This is a genomic window from Sphingomonas sp. QA11, from assembly GCF_028473665.1.
Classification (GTDB): Bacteria; Pseudomonadota; Alphaproteobacteria; order Sphingomonadales; family Sphingomonadaceae; genus Sphingomonas; species Sphingomonas phytovorans.
Genome location: NZ_CP098774.1, coordinates 901,825 through 914,342, shown reverse-complemented (window position 1 = coordinate 914,342; position 12,518 = coordinate 901,825). Strand labels below are relative to the sequence as shown.

Annotated in this window: 8 protein-coding genes; 3 read left to right on the top strand and 5 right to left on the bottom strand. The window is 65.4% G+C overall.

Annotated features, from left to right (window positions below; all coding sequences use genetic code 11):
* Window positions 1-12: 12 nt before the first annotated feature.
* A complete protein-coding gene (locus NDN01_RS04245) occupies window positions 13-1,533 on the top strand; it encodes an SIR2 family protein (protein WP_272626085.1) in 1,521 nt (506 codons plus the stop codon).
* 298 nt (window positions 1,534-1,831) lie between these two features.
* Here NDN01_RS04245 and pgmB read toward each other — a convergent pair whose 3' ends face one another.
* The 3 genes from pgmB to NDN01_RS04230 form a co-directional block, all read right to left on the bottom strand.
* A complete protein-coding gene (gene pgmB / locus NDN01_RS04240) occupies window positions 1,832-2,488 on the bottom strand; it encodes a beta-phosphoglucomutase (protein ID WP_272626083.1) in 657 nt (218 codons plus the stop codon).
* Window positions 2,485-4,755 carry a glycoside hydrolase family 65 protein gene (locus NDN01_RS04235; protein ID WP_272626082.1) on the bottom strand — a complete coding sequence of 757 codons (2,271 nt, stop codon included), beginning with the start codon at window positions 4,753-4,755 and terminating at the stop codon, window positions 2,485-2,487. The genes pgmB and NDN01_RS04235 overlap by 4 nt, the downstream gene beginning before the upstream one ends.
* A gap of 184 nt (window positions 4,756-4,939) precedes the next feature.
* Entirely contained in the window at window positions 4,940-5,983 is a 1,044-nt protein-coding gene (locus NDN01_RS04230) for a LacI family DNA-binding transcriptional regulator (protein ID WP_272626080.1), read from the bottom strand.
* A gap of 139 nt (window positions 5,984-6,122) precedes the next feature.
* Between NDN01_RS04230 and NDN01_RS04225 the strand changes: the two genes are divergently transcribed.
* Window positions 6,123-8,528: a TonB-dependent receptor domain-containing protein gene (locus NDN01_RS04225; protein WP_272626078.1), complete on the top strand. Its 2,406-nt coding sequence runs from the start codon at window positions 6,123-6,125 to the stop codon at window positions 8,526-8,528.
* A gap of 306 nt (window positions 8,529-8,834) precedes the next feature.
* Here the strand turns inward: NDN01_RS04225 and NDN01_RS04220 are convergent, their stop codons facing one another.
* Both NDN01_RS04220 and NDN01_RS04215 read right to left on the bottom strand, forming a co-directional pair.
* Entirely contained in the window at window positions 8,835-10,088 is a 1,254-nt protein-coding gene (locus NDN01_RS04220) for an MFS transporter (protein ID WP_272626077.1), read from the bottom strand.
* 351 nt (window positions 10,089-10,439) lie between these two features.
* Complete coding sequence (locus tag NDN01_RS04215; RefSeq protein ID WP_272626075.1) at window positions 10,440-11,318, bottom strand: OmpA family protein; 879 nt, start codon at window positions 11,316-11,318, stop codon at window positions 10,440-10,442.
* A 387-nt stretch (window positions 11,319-11,705) separates the two neighbouring features.
* Between NDN01_RS04215 and NDN01_RS04210 the strand changes: the two genes are divergently transcribed.
* Window positions 11,706-12,518, top strand: coding sequence for a hypothetical protein (locus tag NDN01_RS04210; RefSeq protein WP_272626074.1), 813 nt, complete (start codon window positions 11,706-11,708; stop codon window positions 12,516-12,518).

The following is a 12,518-nucleotide window of genomic DNA, read 5'->3' as shown; positions in this document are numbered from 1 at the left end:
GGAACGGAAAGAATGTATCAGGGCCAATACGGCTCAGATGCGAAGCGGCAGTTCAAGGCGGCTGGCGGTGACGAAGGGGCGGTAATGACAAAAGCTGCGATGAAGCGGTTCTTGCAGGAGTATCCGGCCGCGTTGAACGGCGGCGTAGGCGCAGTTTTTGTGGGCGCCGGTATGTCCATGGCAGCGGGCTATCCATCGTGGGCCAAGCTTCTTCGCGAGATTGGCGAAGAGTTCGGGGTCAATTCGCGCGACATTCACGATCTCGCCGCGCTGGCACAATGGAGCATCCAGGAGAGCGGGAGCGCGACACGCGTGCGCAACGTGATCAAGGAACAGATTGGCAAGGATTATCCCGTCCCAGCAACGCTCGAAGTTATTGCACGCCTCCCAGTCGGCCACATATGGACAACCAATTATGACAGGCTTGTCGAGCGAGCCTTCGACACCATCGACCGACCGCTCGACACCATTTCGGGTGCGAAGGACCTGTCGCTGAAACCGAAGCCCGGGGCCGCGCGCCTCTACAAGATGCATGGCTCGGTAGACAGGCTCGACGATATCGTCATTTCTACCGACGACTATGAGTTGTTCCGCTCGCGGCGCGGCGCCTTCCTACCGCTTCTTCAATCGCATCTGACGAGCATGTCGATGCTCTTCGTCGGCCTCAGCTTTACCGATCCCAATATCCGTCACGTCCTCTCGCTCATACGCGAGAGTTTCACCGACGCGCCGCCCGAACACTTCGCGATCGTGCGGCCGCCGCAGCCGGACGATTTCGATTCGGAGGACGAGTTCAAGGCTAGGCTCGCTCAACATACGCTTTGGGCGAAAGACCTTCGCCGCTATGGGCTGATCGCCGTCGAGATCGACGATTATGAAGAAGTCCCCGAACTGCTCCGCCAGATCGAACGGCGCGTGGCCGCGCGGCGGATCTGGGTCAGCGGAAGTTGGCCGGTCGAAGATGGCGGACCTGCTCCAGCGAATATCTATTCGCTGGCTGAGGATGTCGGGCGTTGGGTCGGAAAGTCGGGGCGCGATCTTGTAAGCGGCGCGGGCATGCTCGTTGGCTCGGCCACGATCGCAGGTTTCCTTGAGGCACTTCGCGATGGCGGGGGCTGGGATCTAAACCGCCGTCTCGTTGCCCGGCCGTTTCCGCAGCCTCTGGCAGGAGAGATGCCCGACCCAGCTAGATGGACGGCGCTGCGCCAAGAATTAGCGCGTCAGGCAGGCGTCGTCGTCTTTATCGGCGGCGGCAAGTTTGACGGTGAGACCATCGTTACGGCCGAAGGCGTGATCGAGGAATATGCCATTGCGAAGGAGGCGTCGGCATTTCTTCTTCCCCTCGGAGCGAGCGGAGGTGCCGCGAAGGAGGTTGCCGAACTACTCATCGGATCCGACGTTGCCTTCGCGGGCGCGTACGCGGCTAGGCCGACGGACGAAGAACTGAGTCTGCTGCTCGATCCAGCAACCGAACGAAATGCGATTCTCGACTGCGTTGCGGCGATCGTTGATCGATTGGACAAGGCGGGATGATGCTCGGCATCCCGCAGTTTACTCGCAGATGATAGGACATATCGCCAGAACCTAGCTGCGCAATCTCGCGGACGAGCGTACGTTTGACACGCGGGCAAGCCTTCGGAAATCGGCAAAAATCGCTCTGGCCATACCGCCCTACAGACTTCAGCTTTTCGCGATCTACGCCCGGAAGCAGACTGGCAACAACCAGCCAATTTCAGCCTTCGCCGCAGCTTTTCCAACACGACTCCGGCGCGGCGCACCGGCGACAAGCGGACTCGAAGGATTTTCGCTGAAATCCCGACAAAGCAGAATCTCAGCCAGCGAGATAATCGCTCAGCCGAAAGTCTCCGATCATCTGGATCACGCGATCGGCCGGCAGGATCGCTGGCGATCCGATGCCGAGCGATGCCATGCCCGCCGCCCGGATCGCCGCGACTCCGGCAGCGGCATCCTCGACGCCGAGGCACAGCGCCGGGGCCGTGCCGGTCGCGGCGGCGGCCGCGAGGAAGATGTCGGGCGCGGGCTTGCCCGCGGCCACCGCCGCCGGATCAGCCACGGCATCGAAGAAGCCGGCAATGCCCAGGCGATCGAGCAGCAGCGGCGCGTTGCGGCTGGCCGAGGCAAGGGCGAGCTTCAGCCCGGCTGCCCGTGCTTCCTCCAGAACGGCGCGGGCGCCCGGGAACAGCTCGTCCGGCGTGAAATGGGTGATCTCCTCAAGATACCAGCCGTTCTTCAGGGCGGCGAGCTCGGCGCGGCGGGCGGCATCGAAGCAGGGCCGGTCGCCGATGATGAGATCGAGCGAGCCCATCCGGTCGACGCCCTTCAGCCGCTCGTTCGCCGCGTGATCGAACGGCACGCCGATGCTGTCGGCCAGTGCCTTCCACGCGCGATAATGGGCCTCGGCCGTGTCGGTCAGCACGCCATCCAGATCGAACAGGATCGCGCCGAGCGGGCGGGGAAAGACGTTCATGCGGCGAAATGCCGGGATTCGCCGGGGGCGAGGACGAGCGGGGCGTCGCGGTGCGCGAAGGCAAGCGGCGGGCCGTCCAGGTTGCGGTAGGTCACGCCCGCCGCGTCGACATCGACGCGGAGCCTGCTGCCGCGCCACAGCATGCCGAAGCCGTAGCCGTGCCATGCCTCCGGCAGCACGGGGGCGAAGCCTGGCAGCGGGCCGCGCAGGCGGAAGCCGCCGAAACCCCAGACATAGGCCATCCAGCTTCCCGCCATCGCCGCCATGTGGACGCCGTGATCGGTATTGTGGTGCAGGTCCTCGATATCGACGAAGCTGGTGCTGCGGAAATGCCGCCAGGCGTCCGCCGAGCGGCCGACCTCGCTGGCCAGCACGCTGAAGCTGCAGGCCGACAGGGTCGAATCATGCGCCGTGACCGAATCATAATGATCATAGGCGCGCCGCTTGCGCTCCACATCGATGCCGTCGCCGCCGAGGACGAGGCCGAGCACGAGATCCGCCTGCTTGGCGACCTGATGCCGGTACAGCGTCATCGGGTGATAATGGAGCAGGAGCGGGAATCTGTCGGCCGGGGTGCCGGCGAGATCCCAGCGCGGCTTCTTCAGGAAGCTGTCGTCCTGCGCGTCGATTTGAAGGTCTTCGTCATAAGGCAGGCGCATCGCGTCGGCGGCTTTGGTCCAGGCGATCGACTCGGCGGGATCGAAGCCGATCCGCGCGACCGTTGCCGACCAGCTTTCCGGCGCGGCTTCCGCGACCCGCGCGACCACCTCCACCGCGAGGCGGAGATGCGCCTGGGCCATGCGGTTGGTGTACCAGTTATTGTCGATCAGGGCGGTGTATTCATCGGGGCCGGTGACGCCGCGGATGCAGAATTCCCCGGTCCGCGCCTCGTGCGTGCCGAGATCGATCCACAGGCGCGCGGTCTGGACCAGCATCTCGGCGCCCATCTCCACCAGGAAGCCGGTGTCGCCGGTCGCCTTGTCGTAGAAGCCGATCGCATAGGCGACCGCGGCGTTGATGTGATATTCGGCCGACCCGCTGGGATAATGCGCTGAGCATTCGCGCCCGGCGATGGTGCGCCACGCATAGAGTGCGCCGCGATCATGGTTGAGCGCGCGGGCATTGGCGATCGCCGCGTCGAGCGTTTCGTAACGATAGGCGAGCATCGCGCGCGCGATCTCCGGCGCGGTCACCGCCAGCACCGGGAGCATGAATGCCTCGGTATCCCAGAAATAATGGCCCTCATAGCCCTGGCCGGTGAGGCCCTTGGCGGCAGCGCTGCTGTGGCCGTCGCGGCCGGCCGACTGGAACAGGTGGAAGAGATTGAGGCGCAGTGCCGCCATGGCCGCGTCGTCGCCGTCGATCTCGATCACCGCGTTGCGCCAGAAGGCATCGAGCAGCGCATGTTGCCGGGCGACGAGCGAATCGAAGCCGGTCGCCGCCAGAGCGGCGGCGGTGGAGCGTGCGGCGGTCGCGATCGCCCCGGCGTCGTCTGCATCGGGCTGGACCGCATAGCCGGTGAAGATATCGACCAGGGCTGCGCCGTCGGCATTGCCCGCGTCGCGCGTGACCTGCGCAGCGCCGACCGCGATGCCGCTGCCGCGCAACTTCTCCACGACGAGGTCGGGCGCCTGCTCGCCAAAAGGCATGAAGCCGTGCGCGTGGAGATTCACGCCAAGGCGCGGATCGTCGGCCTGGCCCGCCGCGCGGGGGGCAGGCGCGACATGCGGGGCGAGCGTGACCAGCGCGGTGAAATCGACCGGCGCGGCGCGGATCCGCCGGGCATAGCCGGTGGTCCCGTCAAGCGGGACGACCCGTTCGGCCGCGACATCAATCCGCCGGCCGTCGGCCAGCAGCCAGCGGGTCTCGCGAGTGAGCACGCCGGAGCGGAGATCGATCCGGCGGCAGGTCCGCTCGGCCATGGCGCGCGCGAAATCGACAAGGGCACCGTCGATCGCGATGCGCACCAGCATCGCCTCGGCGACGGGAACCCGGGTATCGGTGGTCTCGGCGAAGCCGCGGAACCGTTCGTGATAAGCGATCGGGCTGACTTCATAGGCCGCCGCGAGAAAGGTCGATCCGTCGCCGCCGCCGCATTCGTCGATCGCGCCACGTACGCCGATGGCGCCATTGGCCAGGGCGAAGATCGTTTCAGCCCATGATTCGTGATCGGGGTTCGACCCGAAGCTGGTCAGCACCCAGCCTCCGTCGCCGACCTGAACAGGCGAACCGCTCTCCCCAGCCGGCCGCTCCACCTTCGAATCCATGCCTGCCCTCTGCCCGTTCTTGTCCGAAATCGACGTTGCTCGCGCTTCCTATGCGCGATGATATCGATTTCATCAATGGGTTTCCGGATCGAGGAATCGCAAGGAAAAAACATCCCGAGAGGGCCCCGCCGCGTGTCACCGCCCTCCCCTCCACCCGGGCTGAATCGCGCCGGCCGCGCCGCTTCTAGGTCTCGCGCTCGATCAGGCGGGTGGGCAGCATCACCGATTTCGGCCGCGTGCCGTCGATCATCTGCATCAGCTTTTCGACCAGGATCGCGCCCGCGATCCCCGTCTCCTGCTCGATCGTGGTGATCGCGGGGGTGAAATGCGCGGCGGGCGGGATATTGTTGTAGCCGACCAGCGCATAATCCTCCGGCGTGCGGTGGCCGGCGGCGCGGAACGCACCGATCACCGCCATCGCCGCCGTATCGGAAAAGGCGAAGACGGCGTCGGGCGCCTCATGGTCGCGGATATAGTTCTGGGCGCCCTGGAAGGTGTGCGAATAGGCCATGGATTCGATCGGCAGCCGGTCGATGGTGATATCCTGGCCGCTGTCCCTGGCGGCCTGGCGCAGGCCCTGGAAGCGAAGATCGATCTCGGCATGCTCGATATTGCCGACGAAGAGCCAGCGCTTCGCCCCGCGCGACAGGAAACGCTCGCCGGCCAGCCGCCCGCCGGTGAGATTGTCGCTGCCGACCGCGCAATAGGGGCCGCCCGGATCGACCGCGCCCCACACCACCAGCGGCAGGCCGCCCCTGGCGAGCGTCGTCAGCAGCGCGTGGCGCGTGCCCTGGCCGAGGACGATGAAGCCGTCAGTCGCGCGGGCGCGGTACAGGTCCTGGAAGGAGCGGGCGTCGCTCAGCCCGGGGGGCGACAGGAGCAGGTCCTGGTCGCGGATCGACAAGGCCTCCGACACGCCGGCGAGAAGCTCGAAGATGAACGGATCGGCGATCGAGCCGGCGCGGTGCGAGCCGAAATCGAGCACGACGGTGACGGTGTTGGCCCGCGACTGACGCAATTTCTGCGCGTTGCGGTTGACCGCATAGCCGTTGGCGCGGGCGACCTCGAGCACGCGGTCGCGAGTCTCGGCGGTGACCAGCGGGCTGCCGTTGAGCACGCGCGACACGGTCGGCTTCGACACGTTCGCGAGGCGCGCGATGTCGCTCATCGTCAACGCGGCACCCACGCCCTGCGCGCCGTCGTTCTTCCGCTTCGCTCCATTGGCCATGGCATCACCCTAGGGCAGGCCGCTCGGTCGGGGCAAGCCGCGCCTGCGCGATAGCCAGATCATTCTTGAAATGCATTTCATGATCCGTTACAAGCCCGGAACAAGGCGCCACCAGATGCGCCCGGAAGGGGAAGATGAAATGGCACTTCGTATCCATCATGTCCTGTTGCGTGGCGTGGCACCCCTGGCGCTGGCGATCGCCTGCGGCGCGCCGGCCCATGCGCAGACCGCCGCCGCCGCCCCGGCAGATCCCCAGGCCGACATGACCGACATCGGCAACGACATCATCGTGGTCGGCACCGCGGGCGCGGGCACGCGCCGGCAGGACGCCTCGTTCGCGGTGACCTCGATCAATGCCGACGCGATCACCCGACTCGCGCCATCGAGCACCGCCGACCTGCTCCACGCGGTCCCCGGCGTCAGCGCCGAAAGCTCGGGCGGCCAGAACGGCGCCAATATCTTCGTACGCGGCTTCCCCTCGGGCGGCGACGCGGAATTCGTAACGCTCCAATCCTCCGGCGTTCCGATCTTCCCGCCGCCCACTTTGTCTTTCCTCGAGAACACGCAGCTGTTCCGCATCGACGACACGATCGCGCGGGTCGAGGCGGTGCGCGGCGGCACGGGCGCGCTGTTCTCCTCTGGCCAGCCCGGGCTGACGGTCAATTTCGTGCAGCGCGAGGGCGGCAGCACGCTGAAGGGATCGGCCAAGATCAGCGCCACCGATTTCGGCGAGGTGCGCGGCGACGCCTGGGTCTCCGGCCCGCTCGGCGAGCATACGACCGCGATGATCGGCGGCTATTACGCCCAGTCGAACGGCATCCGCGACCCGCAGTTCCGCGCCGAGAAGGGCGGACAGATCACCGCCAATATCCGGCATGATTTCGGCGAGGGCTCGCTGCTCGTCTATGGCCGCTATCTCAACGATCATGGCCAGTGGCTGCTGCCGATCCCGGTGACCCAGAACGGCACCAAGATCAGCGACTTTCCGGGCTTCGACGCGCAGACCGGCGCGCTGGCCGGAAAGGAGACGCGCTATTCGACGATCAACACCGGCCGCACCGTCGACCTGGCCGACGGGCGCGGCGCCAGGATCTTCAATGGCGGCCTGAACTTCGATTACCGGCTGGCCGAAGGACTGAAGATCCGCGAGCGCGCCAGCTACATGAAGGGCAGCGCCGACACGGTCGGGCTGGTCCCGAGCGGCGCGCCGATGAGCGCCGCCGCCTTTGCCGCGACCTATTCGGTCCCGGGCGGGCCGGCCGCCACGATCGGATCGCTGACCTATGTCAACGGCGGCGGCGCGGTGCCCGGCAGCACCCAGGTGATCCAGGCCGGCATCTGGGAGGTGCGCAAGGATATCGAATCCTTCGTCAACGACCTGTCGCTCGAGTTCAAGAGCGGGATCAACACGCTCACCGTCGGCGGCTATTTCGCGGCCTATTCGTCGAACGATCGCTGGAACCTGGGCAATGGCCAGCTGCTGACGGCGGAGGAGCATGGGCGCCGGCTCAACCTGACGCTCGGCGACGGGCGCCAGGCGACGCGCGCCGGGTTCGTCCAGGGTTCGACCTTCAACGTCAACGCCCATTATGACGGCAAGGACTATGCCGGCTATGTGGTCGACGAATTGCAGATCACGCCGCAGCTGCGCCTTGACGGCGGCATCCGCTGGCAGCGCCATGAGGTGACAGGCCGGCTGGAGAACAATACCTTCGGCGTCGACACCGACAATAATCCGGCGACGCTGTACAACAATAACACCGCGGTGCTGAACGGCACCTTCTCCAACCTGGATTATGGCGGCTCCAAATTCTCCTACACGGCCGGCGCGAATTATGATTTCTCCAGGAAGATCGGCGTGTTCGTCCGCTACAGCCGGGGCAACAGCTTCCCCTTCTTCGACAATCTGCGCGATGGGAACCGGATCGCGCCGCGGATCGACAGCTATGAGGGCGGCCTGAAGGTCTCCACCGGGCTGGTCAGCGCCTATGCGACCCTGTTCCACAACGACTTCAAGGGCCTTGGCGTCAGCAGGATCATCAACGGCGTGCCGGTGGTGTCGGTCGGCGGCGCGCGCACCACCGGCGTCGAGTTCGAGGGCGAAGTCCGCCCGGTCACCGGCCTGAGCCTCGCGGCGAGCGCGACCTATCTCGACGCCAAATATCGCGACTTCTTCACCTCGATCGACGTGAGCGGCCTGCAGGTTCAGCGCCAGCCGAAATGGCAATGGCGCCTGACGCCGTCTTACGAATATGATTTCGGCAGCGCCAAGGTCGCGATCTTCTCCACGCTCAGCTATATCGGCGATCGTTTCTCCGATCCGGAGAACCAACAGCTCCTGCCCCATTTCTACAAGCTTGATGCCGGCATCTCGGTGGGCATCGCCGACCATCTGAAGCTTCAGGTGACCGCCGACAATCTGACCAACCAGATCGGCCTTACCGAGGGCAATCCGCGCATCATCGGATCGCAGGGTGCCGGCGTGATCCTGGCCCGCCCGATCCTGGGCCGGTCCTTCAGGTTCTCGGTCGGCTACGGCTTCTGACACCACCAGCCATTGCTGCACTATCGATCACGCGGGACACATCGTCCCGCGTGATTTTTTATGCGCGCCCGATCAGCCAGGCTACATTCGGACGCCGCCAATAGTAGGAAGAGCGGATTCACGCGAAGGCGCGAAGGCGCAAAGAGGCATCCGGATAAGCGCGCCATCGATATCGACGGAGGGCGGTGCTCGGCGAGAGACCTCTGGACATGATCTCTTCGCGCCTTCGCGCCTTCGCGTGAAACCAATGGCTACCGTCGCACGCTCAGGATCGGATTTGGTCCCGTGGGACGGTGGGTCACATGCCTAGATCGTAGAAGCTTTCGCCGCGTCTTCTCCGCGATCGATCATCCGGTTGAACCGGACCAGCGCCAGCGCGATCAGGGCGAGCGGCAGCAAGGTCATGTAGAAGGCGTTCTGGCCCGACAGATGCTGGAAGATCATGCCGGTGAGGAACGACCCGATCGTGCCGCCCAGCGCCGAGAAGATCACCATCAGCCCGACCATCGCCGCATGCCGTTCCTGCGGGAGCGAGGTGAGCATCACCGAGCAGAGCGTCGGATAGATCGGCGCCATGAAGACACCGATCAGCGGGAAGACATAGGCGGCGACCGGCGCGTCGAACCAGTCGACATCCGGGCGCAGCGTCAGACCCCGGGTCGTCGGCAGGGTGACCAGCACCAGCGCGGCGATGCAGACGATGCAGCCGAGCATCAGCGGAAGCCACGCAACCCGGCGCAGCAGCGCGCTGGCGCCGAGCCGCCCGATCGCCAGCGACGCAACGAAGATGCTCGACGCCTGGACGCTCATCTCTGGCGGGAGGTGAAGGATCTCGTTGTTGAAGGTGGGCAGCCAGGTGCCGATGCTCTGCTCGATCAGGACATAGAGGAAGATCGAGACGAGGAAGGCGATCGCGGTGGGCAGCACGAGAAGCCGCAGCATCTGACGCCAGCCCGGCGCCTGTGCCGCAACGCTTTCCGGCGCGGCCCTGCTCTCGTCGAGCGGGGTGATCGCCCATAGCCCCGCAGTGACGGCGCAAATCGCGGCGATGACCCAATAGACGCGCAGCCAGTCAGTCCCGGTCGAATCCGCCCCGATGAACCAGGAAAACATCCAGACCCCGATCAGCACGCCAACCATGAACACGCCCTCGACCAGTCCGGTGAGGCTCGCATGCCCGGCGCGATCGGGCCGCAACAGGCCGATCGACGCATAGGTCGCCACCTTCCCGCTGCCGAAGCAGACGCCGGTCAGCACGAAGAAAAGCTGAGTCGCCCAGAAGGCGTTGGCGACCGACATCAGCAAGGCACCGGCCCCGACGATCAACATCACCGCGATCAATGCGCGGCGGAACCCGAAGGCCGGCAGGCGCGTCGCCAGCAGGAAGGAGGCAGCGACCACCGAGAGATCCTTGCAGGCCTCAAGCGAGGACGCGTGAGTCTTGGTGATGGCATAATGGCGGATCGATTGCAGGATCACGACGCCGACGCTGTTCATCAGCAGACCGAGCACCGCATAGGTCAAGATCAATGCGATCGTCGCGCGTGCCCGTACCCCCATGACGTCCTCTCCTCCCGATCCGTTCCGGACCCCGGATGATGTTTAGAGCGAATCCGCCCCACTGCAAGAAATCGATTTCAAGAGCCTGTGGAGGGTGTGCCGAAGGGCAGCGGCATGGCCGGGCAAGCCGAGGCCCGGCAGCGGCGCGACCGGCAGATGCCGTACAAGTGCCGGAGCCGCCCAGGCGACAGCGCGTGGAACGGCCGGGCTGGAACCGGTGCCGGATAGGAAGGGGACGGACGCGATCACGCAAAGCGACGGACGGTGACGCGGCGGGAGGAAGAAGAGCGAGGCCGCGCGGGCGAGCCGTCCCGTTTCAACCGGGGGGCGGGCAACGCCCGCCCCCTCGCCTCACAGACCGTCGACGCTCTTGCTGACCAGGATATTCACCGCGACGCGGCGATTCTGCGCCTTGCCTTGCGGCGTATCGTTGCTTGCCAGCGGGTCCGCCTTGGCCATGCCCGTCGGGGTCAGCATGCGATAGGGTTTCCAGCCGCACGCCTGTTGCAGATAGTTGATGACCCGATTGGCGCGCTTCTCGCTAAGCTCCTGGTTGAGATCGTCCCCGCCGGTCGAATCGGTGTAGCCGACCACCAGCATCAGGGCGTTGTCGGTGTGTTCGGCGGAGCTTGCGGTGGAGCAAAGCTGGGCCTTGTCCTGAGCCGAGAGATCCGACCGGCCGACATCGAAGTGAACGTTCGTCGTGCCCTTGATGTTATATTTGTCGATGTCGCCCATGCGGCCGCGCAGTGCCTCGGTCGCCGCGGTCTGTTCATCGAAGCGCTGGTCGGTTCCGTTCCGGATCATGGTCGCGGTCTTCAAATCATTCCTGCGCAGGCTGATCTGGCTCGCCACCAGGTCACCGCCCGGTTGCCCGTCCTGCGCCTGCAGCGTCCTGACGGTGACCGGCAGCCCGTTGAGCAGCGAATCCGCGGCGAGCTTCTGGTTGCCGCCGAACAGCCCGCCGCCGGCCCTGATCCGGGTCGAATCGTTGACGGCGATGGTCGTGATCGTGCCGTCGGCGGTCCTGACCTTCATCGTGTCGCCATGGCGCGCGGCGATGATGCCCTTGACCTCGGGCCCTTCGGTCATCGCCACCGGGGCGGGCCCTTGCACGACGACATCGGGATTGGGCGCGCCCTGCTCCTGCGCGACCGCGCCGCCCGATACGGACACGGCAAGCATGGCGAGCAGGACGCGAACATCCGGCTTTTTCGAAATGATACGCATTGAGGCTACCTCCTCTAAACACAGCCCCCGCCCCATGGGCCTTGGGTGTTCGGGTAAAGCTTTCCCGCAGATGAACGGAACCGGGGCGGCCCTATGCAGAGCGGGTGGTTCGGGCGTGGGGCGCGATGAGCCGAAGTAGAGCGCGGCGGTGACCAGCGCTCTTGCCCGGGCGAACGGACAGCCTGTCGGCGGCAGATCTTCGCGGTGCCCATACCCAGAATGGCCGGTGCTGACCGCCGGCTGTCGCGCGGCTTTGCGCCCAATGGCGGTCATATGGCGGTGAGTAGGCCAATCCTGAAAGCAGTCGTTTTCTTTCCGGCAATATGTCGATCCTCTCGCGACCTGCCTCAAATCGGGCTATGAAGGAGCGGCCAACATCACCCCGGGGTGACGATGCCTGCTCGCTACGCCCTCCCAACCTTCGCCGTCGCCATCGCTCTGGCTGCCAGTGCTGCTGCCGCCGACGCGCCTGCGCCCGACAAGGTTATCGCCTCGATCAACCTGGCGAAATCATTCGCGACACGAACGCCCTGGCGTTTCGTCACCACACAAGGTCGCGACGTAAACATTGAGATAGTCGATCCGCGCGACATGCAGCCAGGCGAGATCAAGCTGTGCCTGACCAATGACAGCGGCAAGACATGCCAGGCCGACTTCCATCATGCATTGTCGATCGGCGGCGAGGTAAATCTGTATTCGGACCCGCATTTTCTGGACAAGGCGGAGATTGTGTACCCGCGAGAGGGCGGACGGCCGTTCCTGCTCCTGCAGATCTCCAGCCTCCCCAGCGGTGACGGCGACAGCATCAACGGCACGCGCATGCTGAAATATGGTCGCGCCAGTGATCGCTTCATCGACGCCTATCGGCACCTCACCGGACACAATAACAACCAGGAAATCCGCTACATGGCCAGCGGACCACTGCGCGGGGCGATCATTTCGGCCGAACCGACCGGGAATGCCCCGTTTGGATACTGGATCACTGTCAACCGCGCGGGGCCGGCCGCCACATATCATCCAGTGCTGCGCTATCGTAGCGCGACGCGGTACGACGATGGCAACCCGTTGCGCGTGATCGATTCCGAGATGCCCGCCATCCAGCAACGGCTTGGCTTGTGGCGCCCCGGCCGGCCGCTTCCCCTGCCGCCGGGTGCGTGCGCAAAACCGCAGCTGCGCAAAATGGAACTGTGGTGTTCTTGA